20 protein-coding genes are annotated in these 13,647 nt (G+C 60.3%); 4 read left to right on the top strand and 16 right to left on the bottom strand.

The window, feature by feature from the left end; translation table 11 throughout:
* Window positions 1–461: 461 nt before the first annotated feature.
* On the bottom strand, window positions 462–1,376 hold the full coding sequence (locus U4Z64_RS26075; protein WP_321821486.1) for a CHAD domain-containing protein: 915 nt from the start codon (window positions 1,374–1,376) through the stop codon (window positions 462–464).
* Between the two features lie 98 nt (window positions 1,377–1,474).
* Window positions 1,475–1,789, bottom strand: coding sequence for a hypothetical protein (locus U4Z64_RS26070; RefSeq protein ID WP_082160917.1), 315 nt, complete (start codon window positions 1,787–1,789; stop codon window positions 1,475–1,477).
* A 203-nt stretch (window positions 1,790–1,992) separates the two neighbouring features.
* Between U4Z64_RS26070 and U4Z64_RS26065 the strand changes: the two genes are divergently transcribed.
* From U4Z64_RS26065 to pstS, 3 genes are all read left to right on the top strand, one after another.
* Window positions 1,993–2,208, top strand: coding sequence for a hypothetical protein (locus tag U4Z64_RS26065; protein ID WP_321821485.1), 216 nt, complete (start codon window positions 1,993–1,995; stop codon window positions 2,206–2,208).
* Between the two features lie 90 nt (window positions 2,209–2,298).
* Window positions 2,299–2,565, top strand: coding sequence for a hypothetical protein (locus U4Z64_RS26060; RefSeq protein ID WP_321821484.1), 267 nt, complete (start codon window positions 2,299–2,301; stop codon window positions 2,563–2,565).
* 51 nt (window positions 2,566–2,616) lie between these two features.
* On the top strand, window positions 2,617–3,642 hold the full coding sequence (pstS, locus tag U4Z64_RS26055; protein WP_321821483.1) for a phosphate ABC transporter substrate-binding protein PstS: 1,026 nt from the start codon (window positions 2,617–2,619) through the stop codon (window positions 3,640–3,642).
* A gap of 28 nt (window positions 3,643–3,670) precedes the next feature.
* Here the strand turns inward: pstS and U4Z64_RS26050 are convergent, their stop codons facing one another.
* From U4Z64_RS26050 to U4Z64_RS26025, 6 genes are all read right to left on the bottom strand, one after another.
* Window positions 3,671–3,979: a hypothetical protein gene (locus U4Z64_RS26050; protein WP_321821482.1), complete on the bottom strand. Its 309-nt coding sequence runs from the start codon at window positions 3,977–3,979 to the stop codon at window positions 3,671–3,673.
* A 650-nt stretch (window positions 3,980–4,629) separates the two neighbouring features.
* Window positions 4,630–5,055 carry a hypothetical protein gene (locus U4Z64_RS26045; RefSeq protein ID WP_321821481.1) on the bottom strand — a complete coding sequence of 142 codons (426 nt, stop codon included), beginning with the start codon at window positions 5,053–5,055 and terminating at the stop codon, window positions 4,630–4,632.
* A complete protein-coding gene (locus U4Z64_RS26040; protein WP_321821480.1) occupies window positions 5,052–5,816 on the bottom strand; it encodes an XRE family transcriptional regulator in 765 nt (254 codons plus the stop codon). The genes U4Z64_RS26045 and U4Z64_RS26040 overlap by 4 nt, the downstream gene beginning before the upstream one ends.
* 2 nt (window positions 5,817–5,818) lie before the next feature.
* On the bottom strand, window positions 5,819–6,004 hold the full coding sequence (locus U4Z64_RS26035; RefSeq protein ID WP_175891472.1) for a hypothetical protein: 186 nt from the start codon (window positions 6,002–6,004) through the stop codon (window positions 5,819–5,821).
* Window positions 6,001–6,888, bottom strand: a complete 888-nt coding sequence (locus U4Z64_RS26030; RefSeq protein ID WP_321821479.1) for a hypothetical protein — start codon at window positions 6,886–6,888, stop codon at window positions 6,001–6,003. Before U4Z64_RS26030 ends, U4Z64_RS26035 begins: the two co-directional genes overlap by 4 nt.
* Window positions 6,889–6,895: 7 nt before the next feature.
* The gene (locus U4Z64_RS26025) at window positions 6,896–7,588 is read right to left on the bottom strand and encodes a hypothetical protein (protein WP_321821478.1); all 693 of its coding nucleotides are present in this window, start codon (window positions 7,586–7,588) and stop codon (window positions 6,896–6,898) included.
* Between the two features lie 674 nt (window positions 7,589–8,262).
* Here U4Z64_RS26025 and U4Z64_RS26020 point away from each other — a divergent pair.
* Window positions 8,263–8,949, top strand: a complete 687-nt coding sequence (locus U4Z64_RS26020) for a hypothetical protein (protein ID WP_175889760.1) — start codon at window positions 8,263–8,265, stop codon at window positions 8,947–8,949.
* 90 nt (window positions 8,950–9,039) lie between these two features.
* On the opposite strand, the gene U4Z64_RS26015 is transcribed toward U4Z64_RS26020, so the two are convergent.
* The 8 genes from U4Z64_RS26015 to U4Z64_RS25980 all read right to left on the bottom strand — a co-directional run bounded on the left by U4Z64_RS26015 (window position 9,040) and on the right by U4Z64_RS25980 (window position 13,407).
* Complete coding sequence (locus U4Z64_RS26015; RefSeq protein WP_279609932.1) at window positions 9,040–9,255, bottom strand: BrnA antitoxin family protein; 216 nt, start codon at window positions 9,253–9,255, stop codon at window positions 9,040–9,042.
* 421 nt (window positions 9,256–9,676) lie between these two features.
* Window positions 9,677–10,189, bottom strand: coding sequence for a phage antirepressor KilAC domain-containing protein (locus tag U4Z64_RS26010; protein WP_175889762.1), 513 nt, complete (start codon window positions 10,187–10,189; stop codon window positions 9,677–9,679).
* Window positions 10,186–10,371, bottom strand: a complete 186-nt coding sequence (locus U4Z64_RS26005) for a hypothetical protein (protein WP_175889763.1) — start codon at window positions 10,369–10,371, stop codon at window positions 10,186–10,188. Before U4Z64_RS26005 ends, U4Z64_RS26010 begins: the two co-directional genes overlap by 4 nt.
* Before the next feature lie 172 nt (window positions 10,372–10,543).
* Window positions 10,544–11,905, bottom strand: coding sequence for a replicative DNA helicase (gene dnaB / locus U4Z64_RS26000; RefSeq protein WP_321821477.1), 1,362 nt, complete (start codon window positions 11,903–11,905; stop codon window positions 10,544–10,546).
* The gene (locus U4Z64_RS25995) at window positions 11,902–12,762 is read right to left on the bottom strand and encodes a hypothetical protein (RefSeq protein WP_175889765.1); all 861 of its coding nucleotides are present in this window, start codon (window positions 12,760–12,762) and stop codon (window positions 11,902–11,904) included. The genes dnaB and U4Z64_RS25995 overlap by 4 nt, the downstream gene beginning before the upstream one ends.
* Window positions 12,759–12,950, bottom strand: a complete 192-nt coding sequence (locus U4Z64_RS25990) for a hypothetical protein (RefSeq protein WP_175889766.1) — start codon at window positions 12,948–12,950, stop codon at window positions 12,759–12,761. Before U4Z64_RS25990 ends, U4Z64_RS25995 begins: the two co-directional genes overlap by 4 nt.
* On the bottom strand, window positions 12,950–13,192 hold the full coding sequence (locus tag U4Z64_RS25985; RefSeq protein ID WP_321821476.1) for a hypothetical protein: 243 nt from the start codon (window positions 13,190–13,192) through the stop codon (window positions 12,950–12,952). Before U4Z64_RS25985 ends, U4Z64_RS25990 begins: the two co-directional genes overlap by 1 nt.
* A complete protein-coding gene (locus U4Z64_RS25980; protein WP_175889768.1) occupies window positions 13,192–13,407 on the bottom strand; it encodes an AlpA family phage regulatory protein in 216 nt (71 codons plus the stop codon). Before U4Z64_RS25980 ends, U4Z64_RS25985 begins: the two co-directional genes overlap by 1 nt.
* Window positions 13,408–13,647: the final 240 nt, after the last annotated feature.

Below are 13,647 nucleotides of genomic sequence, written 5' to 3'. Positions count from 1 at the left end.
GCCGGGTTTCCTTTCCTCTCATATAGCAGGTTGGTTTGGTAACCGTGCTCGGCGCGTTGCAGATATATCACCGAGCCCGTATCGGCATGCTGCCAATTCCACGACCGTGATCCGCGAGCCAACGATGAGGAAGTTCAAGCAAATCGGGTAATCGGATTCAGCGGTTGACGTTCGCCATCCATGCTACATCGCGAAAATCGAGCGTCTTGGGCATCTGCGGAACATGCGGCGCATGCCACCCGATTGAGCCAGTCAGGGAATGCCCCCTTCGACCGTTATCGACCCTCAACAGCCGTCGGACTCCTTCTATCGCACAGTCCGCTTCCAGGTAGCAACCGCCGCTCGTTGGTTGCGTCAGCCAGACAGGCGTCCTGCGAACATCTCGCGCTATCAATCACGCCTGATATCGCAACGGCTTCATCTTGATCGCAGCAGATTCGTCTGGTTGAGTAATTTTCGAGCTATCGAGAATGGCGTAGCGTTTCGTACGCGCGGTGCACACGTCGTTTTTTTTGATCGTGAAGATAGCTGACAGCCGCATCCACCATTTCGCGCTGGCCAAATTGAGGCCCGTATTCTTGAAGCAGCGCCTCGCTCGCCACGACGTCGTTCAGCTCGCCCAGCTCGTCTTGGGCAGCCTTCAATCGTTTGATCGTCTCGCGGTGGCCAATATCAAGAACTGGTGAGAAAAACTCGAGCAGATACCGCAATCTCTTTCCCGCAATTCGGACTTCGTGGAGCGCCGCATAACTCGACTCGCCGTGCAATGTTGCACGCCTGAGCCGCTTTTCCATGGCGCGTTCCGCCACAAGCACGCGGCTCCTGATGAACTGTTCGAATGCAGGCGTCTCGGCAGAGGTGGTCAGTTGACGCCTAGCGCTTTCGACAGCACGGTCAAGTGCGTGCTTAACATCCGCCTCTCGTATCGCCTTGCAACTGAACAACGCCGCGTCTCTACGACAACTGGCTACGAACATCAGCAGCGATACACGAGGATGCTTGGCCGCTTCGTATTGGGTCAGCAGCCCCTGCAAAATGTCCCAGTCTCGCGTTTTGCCTGCAATGTTGGCGAGCGTTTTAAATTGGGCACGCCAGTTCGCAGCATCCCGTTTGTCAAGCAACGGACCATATGCCCACCAAAGCGACCGCATGCGCCGCAGGGCAACCCGCAACTTATGAAACACCTCCGGATCTTCTTGTGGATCGAGTTGAGCAGCCCATCGCACTGCTTCGTGAGCGGTAGATGACGCTGACAGCACGAACGCCTCTGCGACGGTGGCCCCCGAAATTTCGAGGCTTTGGCTGGCACCGGCCGCCCGGTAACTGGGCCCTTTCTCAGACGCTGGCGTTGTTGCGCTTGAAGACGGGAGATCCATCGCAGCACCTTCGCAAATTCCGAGTGAACGCAGTCATAGGATAGTGTGCGACGAGGGTAGCCTCCCAGGCTTGACGCCTATCAACCTCTCTATGGCGCTCACCGCGTTACCGCCACAGAATCCTGCACGGCGCGCGCCTTGCTCGTTCGCAAGAAATCGGCAATGTTCAGCGAGACAGTATCCGCCTTGGCCTTCGAGCGCGCTTTCCGGGCGACGCCCAGAATCGGGCTCAGTTGCTCATAAAAGCATTCAAGCTGTCGCGCATCGGACGCCAATCGCTCAAGATCGAGCACCTTTTCAAGAACCGTCCGCGCGATATGAAAACGCTGAAGTCCGCGCCCAACACGAACCTGAAAGACCACGCCATCGCTGTTGTGCGGCACTCCGGCCCAAACAAGCGAACCGCTGTCCATGAAGCCTCCGAAGAATCACAATCATCACATCAATATGCCAGCAAGCTCTCGCTTTGCATATTGTCGTTTCAAAATTGTGACGCCTGACGTGTCGGAATTTTTACAGCAACCGGAATATTGCAGCGCAACAAGAATGCCCGTAGACTGAGTTCGCGCCTTCGATGTCGCAACCCCGCAGTCGCCCCATGACGGGAGAACACGCCATGACGACTTCTTCGCCAGCACCGAGCCAGACATCCCCCGCCCTCCACGTATTCGAACAAGACGGGGGTTGGCATTGGGGCATCACGGTTCCTCGCTCCATGGGAAGCGGCTTCAAACTGATTGCATTCAGCGAGCACATCTTTTCCGCTGAAGACACTGCCCAACGCGACGGCGATCGAGCGTTGGCCTCCATCGCGGCAAGTGACGGGAACTGAACGTTTCCGGCAGTTGCACGCGCCTTGAGTTTTCACATCCAGATGCAATACTCCTATCACCCTCCGATGCGAGACCACTCGCCGCGCGCCATGACAGACTCCGCCACTCGTCTGACATGCCCAATCGTCTGCGACGATCTGAGCCTGTCGTTCTCTGCCTATGGCACCGGTTGGGGGTACGTTGCGATCAAGCTCCCGTCCGACATCATTCGAGACAAGCTCGGCGCAAACGCGGCGACCCCCGAGCAGCTGCTCACCGCATTTGAAAGCAATCGCGAGAAGATCACGATCGCGGTCAATCGACATGCATTGCCGAGCGACGGCCGGCACATCCAGCTCGATAAATCAGACTTCTAGATCGGAACCAACATGCGGGCCAGCGTGCCGACCGCAGACAGGAGGTGATACATGAACATCCGGATCCTGATTCCCTGCGCCCTCGCTCTTGTTGCCACCGCCGCTCAAGCTGCCGATATCACCGGTGCCGGGAGTACGTTTGCAGCACCGATTTACACAAAGTGGGCCGATGCGTACAAGAAAGCGGGCGGCGGCAGGGTCAACTATCAAGGCATCGGCTCGTCGGGCGGCCTGAAGCAGATCAATGCGAAGACGATCGATTTTGCCGGTTCGGACGCTCCACTGAAGGATGACGAACTCGCGAAGGAAGGCCTGTTCCAGTTTCCGACGGTGGTTGGCGGCGTGGTGCCGGTCGTCAACGTGCCGGGCGTGAAGTCAGGCGAGCTGACGCTGTCGGGCCCGGTGCTAGGCGATATCTACCTCGGCAAGATCAAGAAGTGGAACGCCCCGGCGATCGCCGCACTGAACCCGAAGGTCAAGCTGCCGGATACGGACATCGCCGTCGTTCGCCGCGCGGACGGCTCGGGCACGAGCTTCATCTGGACGAACTACCTGTCGAAGGTCAACGGCGAGTGGAAGTCGAAGATCGGCGAAGGCACGACGGTCAACTGGCCGACGGGCACGGGCGGAAAGGGCAACGACGGCGTCGCGGCCTTCGTGCAGCGCCTGCCGGGCGCGATCGGCTACGTCGAGTGGGCGTACGCGAAGAAGAACAACATGACCTACACCGCGCTGAAGAACTCGATGGGCACGGTGGTCGAGCCAAAAACGGAAACTTTCAAGGCCGCTGCGGCCGGCGCGAACTGGTCGAAGTCGTTCTACCAGATCCTGACGGACGAGCCGGGCAAGGAAGCATGGCCGGTCGTCGGCGCGACGTTCGTGCTGCTGTACACGAAGCAGGTCAAGCCGGAACAGGGAAAGGAAACGCTGAAGTTCTTCGACTGGGCGTTCAGCAATGGCAACCAGGCCGCCACGGATCTCGACTACATCTCGCTTCCGGATCCGGTCGTCGCCGAAATCCGCAAGCAATGGAAGGCGAAAATCAAGGACGCCTCCGGGAAAGCGCTGATGGATTGAGTGCGGCGGTGGGACGCGATAGCGACCATCAGGCGGCCGTCGTCGTTTCCACCTCACGAACGCCGGGTTGCGCCAGATCCTTCGCCGGGAGCGGGATCCGTTCGCCTGTCTGCGGCAATTCTTTCCGCTCGACCGCATGCAAGATCCGCCGCTTGCCCAATTCAAACGCAAGCAGCAACTGTCTCGATGTCCCATCGGCAGCGCCAAGTTGTTCGCAAATCACTTCGGACTTCAGTGAAAAGGCGCAATAGCCCCACCCGACCGCGTATGCCGAGAACCACAGCGTCGGCCCGGAAGTGACGATTGGCAGCGTCACGGTGGTACTCGGATGATCCATGGCCCTTACCTTTCCGTCCGATAGCATGACAGCCATTTCCGCATGGCGCACACGGAAGGCATGTGTCGGATTATGGCACGCATCCGCCTGCCGACCACGCTGTCATGAAGTTTTGGTAGCGGTAGTCATCAATCGTGCAATCTGTTGAAGTCCACACCGTTGAGCGCATTGCCCGTCGCGGCGAGTCGGAAACAGCCTTTAAAAAATTGCCACATATGCCCGTGCTGAATCCAGCAGGTTGCCCTCCCAGCTGTCCACAACAGGCTTAAACCGGCTGCGACCATTCGTCCTACCGCCATCTCACGGCAGCATTCGAGGCGCTTTTTGTTGTGAATAGTCTTGGTACAGAACCGCGCTTGGAGGTCCGTTGAGGGGTGCGAAGCAGACGCCCAAACGTCCAGTCATTGGCAGAGGCAAACGTCGCTTGATGGCCGCTCTGTGCCCTCGGGATTATCGATCTCCCTGCGCGGCGACTGCTGCGCCGCACAAGCAGAAACCAACCACAGAATCCGAATACCCGAGGATGTTCCGCCCAGCGGCGGGGATATCAGGCTGCAATCCCGCCCGTTGCTATCTGCACAAGGCGGCGGTCGCGCAAGTTTTGACCGACGGGTTGATCGTTCGCTACGCGGACTTCCATCGGACCGGCGCTATTCATCGCGACGGGAATCGACGCCTGCGCAGCGGGCGACACGTTGACGGGCGCGGGCACACCGGCCGCTACCGCGCTCACGCGCGGCGGCGGCCACGACAGACGGCGGCGCAACGGGAACGGGTGCGGCGGCCATGCGAGGCGATGGAACTGCGGATGCGCCCGACGTGGCTGCCATGTTTCGCGCGCTGTCTCGCTCGCGCAATAGATGCGTCTGTGCGCCGCTCGCGGCCGCATTGGGGTTCAGCATTTTCTGGCGACGTAACCAGGCCATCTTGGCACCCTGCTGCAACAGCGCGAGGATTGCGCCGGTGTCGCTCCTGATGCCGTCGAGGCCGGTTGTCAGGTCGCTCAGGTCGCTCAGGTCGAGCGACTTGTCGGCAATCTCGAAGCCGCGATGGTCGTGCGGCAAGGTCTGATTCATACGACCACCTCAATGCCATCTGGGTATGCCTTGCGCGGTTTTCGGTGAAGCGCGCGCCTCGCCTCGTCGCGCTGCTGCTCGACAGGCGCATCCGGGTCTATTTCGTAGGGCGGCGGTTCATCGGGGAGCGCTTCCAAATGCTCCGGCACGACGGCGCGGCCAGCCTTAAGATCGGCAAGCGCCGCCTCAATCGCGCAGAACTGGCGCAGCTTGACACGCAGCGGTTCGGCAACAGCGGCCATTTCCTCCATCGCGCGCAGCAGAGGCGCGCCGCCCGGCGCAACATCAAATCCGAAGCGCTCGCGCATGATGGTCAGCGCGGCATCGGCGCGCTCGACCTTGGCAAGCAGGTTCTCATACTCTCGTGCCAGCGGATATGCGCGGTCGGCGTGCTGCACCATTGCGCTCGCCAACGTTGCGGCTATGCCGTGCGCGACCGACTCCATTTCGCGAAGGACAGCGCGCTCGCGCAACAGCTTTCCGTCCTGCTCCATGCACGGCGAAAGCCCGAGCAGGAAATCGACAGACACACCGTAGGTGAACGCCGCGGCGGTCAAAAATGCCGCACCGTTCGGAATTTTGCGCTTTCCGACCTCGATTAGGCTCAGTTGCGTGCTGGTCGAGTAGCCGAACTTCTGTGCGGCTTCGACGGCGGTGAGGCCCGCCGTGATGCGCGCCCGAATCAGGTTCCGACGAATCGTCGCTTCTTGCTCAGGGCTGTAGCCTGCCGTACTCACATTGTTGCGTTGGTATTCGCTCATCCTCACTCCCCGCTCAAAGTTGCTTGTTCGGCCGCGAGAGCCGCGTCGCGCCAGCGCTCTTTGCAGGAGCGCCGATGGATGCTCGCCGCCGATATCGGGAAACGTTGAGCCAGCCATTTCGCCGTGCGGCCCGCGACATACTGCGCACGCAGTTCGCGCCAGCGTGCGGGGGTCATTCGATTAATCATGCGTAAATCCTCTGAATGTCTCGACGGTCGAGCGCCGTCAACGTGGCGAGCGTCACATTCACGCTGCACGAAATCATCACGCCGTCCACGTCGCGCGGCCCGGTAAAGGGATCGGAAACCGATTCGATGACAAGCGGCTCCCACGTCATGTCGCCGTAGCGCATTCCGATGATCTGCGGGGTCATCGACGGGAAAATGGTTTGCACGATGCCGTCTTGCGCGCCGTTTTTGACCGCGTTTGTCACAACACCATCGGCGGCGAGGTATTGCGGCACGGCCCATTGCTTGAGCATCGAGATAGGCGCTTTGACCTCCGAAACGGGATCAATCAGCGCGCGAAAATGCAGCGTCATCGACAGCTTGACGGGTGGCATACCCTGAAAAACCTGCGTCGAATTCAGCTTGGTAATGCCCGCGCGCCCCTCTGCCGAGGCAAGCGCCGCGCTTGCCGCGTCGGCCGTCGATGTCACGCCGACCCTCTCGCCAACGGCCTGTACGAACGGCGACAGTTCGCCCGATTGGAGCATCGCGGAAAGCGTCTGCGCCTTCGATTCCGCACCCGCTCCCTCGAAGGGGCTGTGCCAGTTGAGCGTCATTTCGCTTTGCCCGTCCGTAACCGGGCACCAGACCTCATACCCGTCATCGACCGTGAATTTGTCCGCGGCGGAAATCTGCCGCACGTCATTGCTTTGCGCCCAGCCGTCGGACGTGCGCTTGAGCGGATAGAACTTCGCGAGCAGGTTCGGGTTGAGGCCGGTCCAGTCGGATTTCAGAATGGTCGTGCCGCCCATGAGCCGTTGCGCGGCCTGTGCGGCGCGACCGATGGAAAAAGAGCTACCCGCCGAACTGGATAGCGTGGAGGCAATGGAGTCGAAAATCGACATGGGAAGGTCACTCGCCCGCGACAAACGCTGCGGCCCCACGGCGCAGGCGCTCCGGAAGCTGACGCTCCTGCTCGCGGCACGCTTCGAGTGCGACAAGCCATTGCTCGCGGTCCGCGTCGGTCGGGCGCACCTCAATTGCGGCGATTTCAACCTCGGTGAGACCCGTGTCGCGAAGGCGCTCAACCCACGCCAGTCGGGCGGCAGCGAAACCGCTGACAAGGTTCTCAAGCCTGCGAGCTTCCGTCTGCGCCGCCCACAATTGCTCGACGGCGCGCTGCATTGCCGGGCCAGCCTCGCGAGCGTCGGCAGCATGCTTCTCACGACGATCCGCGATGATCTGCTTGCGGGCCTTGTGAAGTTCTCGGGAGCGTGCTTCAAGCGCCGCGCGGACACTCGTCCCTTCCGACACCGAGCGCCGTGCAGCGGCCTCAAGCTCGCTTCCGTGGCCACTCTCAGCAAGCAGGGCACTCTGCTCGGCCTGAATTCGTTCGAGAATGCCGACGAGGCTGCGGTCGAGCAGCGCCGCGCGAAGCACCTCATCGACTGCTGCTGCATCCAGCTCGGCTTGCTGGCCGAATGCCTTCATGTTTGAAAGAAATTCTTGGCTAGGACACAGGACGCCTGCTGCGGGCTGATTGCTTTCGCCTTGGGGCTGCGCGAGCACCTTCGAGGAAACACGTTTCTTGAGTTTTGTGAACATCTGGGGCTCCGATTTATAGAGCCTCCATGTTGCGCGCGCATTCTGTGCTGGCACGCTTACGATTTTCCAACCGTGCAAGGCGCGCTAGCCGTGCAAGTCCGGCTAGTGCATCGCTCTTGATAGCCAATGTGAATTCAGATATCCCGCGCGCCCACGTGCGTGCGCAGGCGCGTAGGCGTCAGAAAAATCGGAGTTGCGGAGGAGCCACAAGCGCGTCGCCTCGCTGAAGTCGTTGTAATCGACGCGGACACTCTTCAGCCGGTCAAGTGGGATGAGCGGCAATTCCGTTCGGACTCAAGCGTAGAGCAAACGCAGGCCTGTCGTGACAGGCCGAAATGTCACAGTGACGGCGCAAGAAGCCGCTCACAAAGGCTTGGTTTGTGTGCGCGGGCATCAAGGCGCAGCACGCCGTCGACTGGCTCACCGCGCGCTGCGAAAGAGCCCGCGCTATGCGAAAGGCCGATGTTCTGCCGAGGCAACATCGGCAACCAGCCTCACGCGTGCGTGCGCGCACGTAGGCGTAACAAAACTCTTAGAATGCCAATAGTGACGCAGCGCCGGAGCGCTTCAGCGCGTCGGACGCCCGCGTATCTTTGCTCGACTCGACACTTATAATCAGATTTTGATGCTGCCTAGGCAGTGTGCCTTTCAAGTTATGTCACGAGGAGACTGAAGTGTCGGAAACGTTGGATATTTCTGCGGAAACAATTTTAAAAAATCTACTCGCGGACTTCACCGAGCGCAACCTCGGGTCCGCCGAGTTGCACCAGGGTTACGCAGGGCCGCTCCTGATTGACATCGAACGCGAGTTTTGTGCTTCAGGGAAGCATGCGAAAGTGGACTTCGACCTAGCTATCAAGGAATTGGAGAGTCACAAACTCATCAGAACCGGACCAATGAAAGCCTATGACAACAAGCCGGGTTCGGGGTTCGTCGTAATAGGAAGCTACTCCCTGCGTCAGTACGCATGCTTAACCGAAGGCGGCTACCGAAAAGCAAAATCATCGACTTCCAACTCGCGTGGCCATGGCAACAAGACGAGTGTTCATATCTCTGGTGGAACTTTTAACCAGTCACCAATTGGAATTGGCGATAACGTGCATCAGCAATTGAGCGTGGACATCGGCAACGATTCCGAAACTATCAGTCATCTGCTTGACCTGCTCGCCCGGTCCGGGCAGCCGGTTGACGATTCGGCGCGTGCTCATGTGGCTGAGATGGTCAGCAACGCTAATGCAGGCAATCTCGCAGCGGTCAAGCCGCTTTTTCAGCGCTTCTTCGGAACGGCTGTGGATGGAGTCAAGCAAGTTGCATGGGGGGTGCTCACCGCCATCATAACGAAGCAAATGGGTATGAGCTGAAACGCTAACCACTGAGGCGAGGGGCTGCGCCCGGTTGCTTGTGGATCGCGAAAGAAAGACGGATTCGCATCGGGCGCACGGCAGACTTTCTCATAGCGCGTGCTCGTGCAGGTAAGTTCTCAGGGCGTCATTCATACGGGTCAACCACCCCGGCCCAGTGGCGCGGAATGCGTTCACGATATCGGCGTCCGTCCGTACGCGTCGGCTTGATGGCGGCACAATTGGCGCGCGCCGTGTGCGAAAGCGGGTCCGCCGCATCTGAGGCGTTCGCTGTCGGCGCTCTTTTGCCTTTCGCCGAACGACCATCCGCGGACACCCGGACGAACCTCTAGTAAAGCCGCACATACGTTCCCTATTCATCCTTTGGATAGTGCTTGTCGAGCATCGCAGCGAGATGTATGCGCACCGCATCGCGTATCAGTCGCCGTTTCGACATTTTGGGTACGTTATCGCAAATCCACTCCATCTGGAGGTGATCTACCTTGGGTAGTTCGACGGTGGGTCGGCAATACCTCGCTGATGACGCGCTCCTTCAAGCGCGGCGGTCGGGAGTGTCGACCGCATGACGAAACGAGCATCCTCGTCTGCGCGCCGCCCGGCGTATGGGCGTCGCGTTTCCCCCTTGCAATGCGCACGCCGTACGTTCATAACCGAGCGCTGCCAACACATCGCCGGCCACAACCACGGCTCAGTGCGGCGGGCGGCGCGCACGGCCGTTATACGCGGGCTATCGCGCGCGCCTCGGCATTCGCGCGTGCGCGCGCATGTGCGTATGCATGGAAAAATTCCCGCCAGCGCATCCACCGATAGGCTCACCGTCCACGTTCTCGCCCAAACGCCGCGCCAGTTCGACGCGCCCGGAAGGCGTGATCTGCCCGTATCGAATCGACACCGGTCCGCGCGCCACCATGAAGCCCTGCGAAACGGCCGACGGCGTCGGCTGCAATTTGCCGTTGCTGCCGCGAACCAGCCAGCCCTCGCCCTCAAGCCATTCGAACAGGTGCGCACGCTTCATCCCGAGCGACACGGCGACCGCGCTTACCGGGTCGCATCCATCGAACCGTTCGCGTTGCGCTTCGGCGCGGGCTTCGGCGCGTTGCTCTTCGCGGGCGGTTGCGCGATCAACGGCCCGCTCGAATACCTCGGGACGCACCGCCACACCGGACTTGCGCAAAAAGCGGCGGGCGCGGGCTTCTGCGCGTTCGCGGAGCGTTCGCTTCGGGCGCTTCGTCAGCATCATTTCCGGCCTCGCACAGCAGCGCGCAGCCGCTCGTTCGCCCGCAAACGGGTCAGCACATCGCCCGGCGAGTTGGACGGCGCAGCACGATGCGCGCGGTCGCGCTGCTCGATGGCCGCGCGAATGGCGCGCGCCCAGTCCAATGCGCGCAGGGCGGCGCGCTTCGCGGTTTCGTTGTCGGTCATGTTTTCCTAGTTAGCTATCCTACACTTATAAATCAATTGAAGACCAATCCAAGGCGCTTCTACGGCTTTCGGGCGCGAACCCGCTACCTGCCTACTTTCCTTCCCGCATCAGGCCAGCCATCGCGCGATTTTCGGCCTTTCCCCTCGTGTTTGGTTACACGCCGTCGCACAATCAGTCGAATCCTCGGCTTCGGGCGGGGCGGCTCACCGGTTGCGTCGGCCACGGTCCGTCGTGGTTTTCGAACAAAACGTACTCGCCGCGGTACGACAGGGCAACATCCCCCGTCCCGCCATGCCGGAATTTTGCGATTCGCACCTGAGCGAAGCCGTGCCATTGCTCGCCAGCGTCCGGGTTCGACACTTCCTCGCGATGGATGAACAGCACAGCGTCGGCGTCCTGCTCGATAGCGCCCGAATCGCGCAGGTCGGACAGCTTCGGCATACCACCGCGCTCCTCAACACGCCGGTTCAATTGCGCAAGGCAGATAATCGCGACGCCCAGCTCTTTCGCGAGTGCTTTGAGCCCGCGCGATATGCCCTCAATCTCCGCGTTCCGGTTCGCGCCGTCGCCCGCCATCAGTTGCAGGTAATCGACAACGATGAGGTCGAGGCCGTGTTTTCGCTTCACCATCCGGGCCTTGGCGCGCACGTCCTGCAATCGCAATGCTGCTTGGTCGTCAATGTGCAGGTTCATCCCCGTGACCTTCTGCGCCGCGACCGTGACACGCCCCCAGAATTCGTTGTCGTCGGCTGGTGCTTTCATCGCGCGAGCAAGCGAGGCACGGCCAAGCGCGGCGATGAGGCGGTCGTACAGCTCGGTTTCAGGCATCTCCATCGAGAGGAACAGCACGCTACTGCTCTCGGCGGCATGCGCGGCGATGTTGAGCGCCAGCGCCGTCTTACCCATACCCGGGCGTGCAGCGAGGATTGCCAACCAGCCCGGACGCAATCCGCCGTTCAATCGCTTGTCGAGGTCAGGGAAGCCGGTCGAGAACGCGGGCGACGTGCCGTTCATGCGGCGATCAAGCTCGGCCAAATGTTCCGCCAGCCCTTGCGCTACCGGCTTCGGCTCTCGCTTTACCACACCCTCAGATAGCGCCTCCAACTTCGAGGCGGCTCGGTCTATCAGGTCGGCGGCGCTGTCCGGCGATGCCCCGACCGAGTCTTGAATCTCAGCGGCGGCAGCCAGTAGACCGCGCTTTTGTGCACGGTCGCGCACGATTCCTGCGTATCGGGCGATGTTCGCCGCGCTCGGCGTGTTCTGCGCCAGATCGTTGAGGTATGCCAGCCCGCCCACTTGCTCGGCCTTACCCTTGGCCTGCAATGCGGCAAAGGTCGTCACCACATCCGCGCCGCCGCTGGCAATCATCACCGTGACCTGCTCGAAAATCACCCGATTGTCGGCACGGTAAAAGTGCTCGGCGCGCAGGCCGCCGACGCGGTCGATGGCGTCGTTGTCGAGCAGCAGGCCGCCGATAACGCTTTGCTCTGCCTCGATAGCCTGCGGCACCGCGCGTCTCAGGTCGTCGTTCATGCGGCCTCCGCGTCGTGATAGCGGCCCTCACGGACCTTGGCGAAGTTGTCGGGCTTCACGAGCCATTCGAGAGACGCCACAAACGGCTTGCGACCGTTGGACGTGACCTTGCCGGTCAGGAAGCCGCATTCAGCCACGTAGGCGAAGAAGCGACGCCACCAATCGAGATTCTGGCGCTTCGCATCCTCGTTCCAGCGTGCGCGCAGGTGGGCGGCGCGCGTCGGCGTCCAATCGCGGATAGCGGGGCTGGTGGGCAGCAGGTCGTGATACAGGGCGATGATTTCTTGATGCGGGCAGTCCGGTTTCTTCGTCGTCTGGCGGTCTTGGGATTGGTCGTCGGCTTCGCTGGCGACAACCAACCCGGTAGGGTTGGTAGGGTTTAGCTTTTCTCTCTTCTCCTCTCCTCTTATCTCCTCTGGTGCGTCGCAGTGCGTTGCATCGCGTTGCATGCCCGTTGCATCCGTTGCGTCGCGTTTCTTTCGCTCTCGGTGCAAGCGGCTGCGCTCCGTGCTGGAAAGCGCGCCAGTATTAGGGTTGCCGGAATCTTCGCGCTTCGGCTGACGGCGTTCCCACCCGGTCAGGCAACCATCCGCAATCAGTCCCTTCTCGACCATGGCCGCGCAAATCGACTGGACCGCTCCATCGTCCAGACCTAAAGCAACGTCCCAGTCGGCACAGTCGAACGATGTGACGTTGCCTCGCGTTGCATCTGCGTTGCACTTCGTTGCATCACTCGCGCACTCCAGCAAGCAGGCCCACGTCGCCAACACGCTTGCGACGGGCTGCTTGCTACGGCGCGCGATCCACCCGAACTTCGGATCGGTCACCGAGCCGACCCACCATCGAAACCAGTTCAATCGCCGCCTCCGTTGGCTTCACCGGCCTCTTTGCGGATGGCCGCCGATATCAACGCGACGTAGGTGCGAAGCCCCATGCAGATGCGGTGAGCCAGATTCTTTTTGCCCGATGCGGATTCGTGTTTCATCGCGTGAGCAAGCGCCATTTGATTCGCGCGCAGATCGCGGATTTGATTACGCGCGCCCATCAGCGGCCACCTGCCAGCGGTTGATCGTCCGCACGCGCCGAAACGAAAGCACCAGCTTCGTTCGTGAGGTCGTGAATCAGCTCGAACAATTCACGCGCAACGCAATCGTCGTCGCCGACATAATGCGAACCAGTAATTGCAATAGCCGCAATTCGACTGAGACGCTCGCGCACCCTGCCGACCGCTAGGGGCGTGCATTTTCCGGAGTCGCGGCCATTTTTGATTTTCGTCGCCGCGTCCATTACACGTCCTCCGAAACACGGTAATTCGCTGGATCGACTAGAAAATCCTCGATGTCTTGCAAGCGCCAACCAACAGAACGCACGCTCAGTCTAACGGACTGGGGGAAGGTCTTCGATTTCATACGAAGGTACAGTTGACTGCGCGAAAGTCCGGTTGCCTCCTCGACTTGTCGCCTGCGAATTATTGTGAGCGCAGATTTAATTTGATTCGCCATATACAAATCCTTATTAGAATCCCCGGGACACCCTAGGAACAAGGATCAAATACTGCCAGCGCACAAACCCACTCACAACAACTTTAATTCGTTGACAAAATTCCTTATAACCCCCTTCGCCCCACGCCCCTAATAAATGAATATAGATACTTCTATTTATAGAACCACTTTACCAATCCGAAATATAGACATCTATATTTCTCAGACAAGCAAAACGCCCTCAAATATAGAAATCTCTAT

The sequence above is a fragment of the Burkholderia sp. BCC1996 genome, from assembly GCF_905339955.1.
In the GTDB taxonomy this organism is placed as follows: domain Bacteria; phylum Pseudomonadota; class Gammaproteobacteria; order Burkholderiales; family Burkholderiaceae; genus Burkholderia.
This window is presented reverse-complemented; position numbering and strand designations above follow the sequence as displayed.

Excerpts from the sequence above, each read along its gene's own strand:
- U4Z64_RS26010 (WP_175889762.1), bottom strand. The coding sequence starts at position 10,189 with ATGATGCTGACGAAGCGCCCGAAGCGAACGCTCCGCGAACGCGCAGAA.
- U4Z64_RS26045 (WP_321821481.1), bottom strand. The coding sequence starts at position 5,055 with ATGAATCAGACCTTGCCGCACGACCATCGCGGCTTCGAGATTGCCGAC.
- U4Z64_RS26075 (WP_321821486.1), bottom strand. The coding sequence starts at position 1,376 with ATGGATCTCCCGTCTTCAAGCGCAACAACGCCAGCGTCTGAGAAAGGG.
- U4Z64_RS26065 (WP_321821485.1), top strand. The coding sequence starts at position 1,993 with ATGACGACTTCTTCGCCAGCACCGAGCCAGACATCCCCCGCCCTCCAC.
- U4Z64_RS26005 (WP_175889763.1), bottom strand. The coding sequence starts at position 10,371 with ATGACCGACAACGAAACCGCGAAGCGCGCCGCCCTGCGCGCATTGGAC.
- U4Z64_RS26040 (WP_321821480.1), bottom strand. The coding sequence starts at position 5,816 with ATGAGCGAATACCAACGCAACAATGTGAGTACGGCAGGCTACAGCCCT.
- U4Z64_RS26015 (WP_279609932.1), bottom strand. The coding sequence starts at position 9,255 with ATGGTCGTTCGGCGAAAGGCAAAAGAGCGCCGACAGCGAACGCCTCAG.
- pstS (WP_321821483.1), top strand. The coding sequence starts at position 2,617 with ATGAACATCCGGATCCTGATTCCCTGCGCCCTCGCTCTTGTTGCCACC.
- U4Z64_RS25985 (WP_321821476.1), bottom strand. The coding sequence starts at position 13,192 with ATGGACGCGGCGACGAAAATCAAAAATGGCCGCGACTCCGGAAAATGC.
- U4Z64_RS26050 (WP_321821482.1), bottom strand. The coding sequence starts at position 3,979 with ATGGATCATCCGAGTACCACCGTGACGCTGCCAATCGTCACTTCCGGG.
- U4Z64_RS26060 (WP_321821484.1), top strand. The coding sequence starts at position 2,299 with ATGACAGACTCCGCCACTCGTCTGACATGCCCAATCGTCTGCGACGAT.
- U4Z64_RS25990 (WP_175889766.1), bottom strand. The coding sequence starts at position 12,950 with ATGGGCGCGCGTAATCAAATCCGCGATCTGCGCGCGAATCAAATGGCG.
- U4Z64_RS25980 (WP_175889768.1), bottom strand. The coding sequence starts at position 13,407 with ATGGCGAATCAAATTAAATCTGCGCTCACAATAATTCGCAGGCGACAA.
- dnaB (WP_321821477.1), bottom strand. The coding sequence starts at position 11,905 with ATGAACGACGACCTGAGACGCGCGGTGCCGCAGGCTATCGAGGCAGAG.
- U4Z64_RS26025 (WP_321821478.1), bottom strand. The coding sequence starts at position 7,588 with ATGTTCACAAAACTCAAGAAACGTGTTTCCTCGAAGGTGCTCGCGCAG.
- U4Z64_RS26030 (WP_321821479.1), bottom strand. The coding sequence starts at position 6,888 with ATGTCGATTTTCGACTCCATTGCCTCCACGCTATCCAGTTCGGCGGGT.
- U4Z64_RS26070 (WP_082160917.1), bottom strand. The coding sequence starts at position 1,789 with ATGGACAGCGGTTCGCTTGTTTGGGCCGGAGTGCCGCACAACAGCGAT.
- U4Z64_RS26035 (WP_175891472.1), bottom strand. The coding sequence starts at position 6,004 with ATGATTAATCGAATGACCCCCGCACGCTGGCGCGAACTGCGTGCGCAG.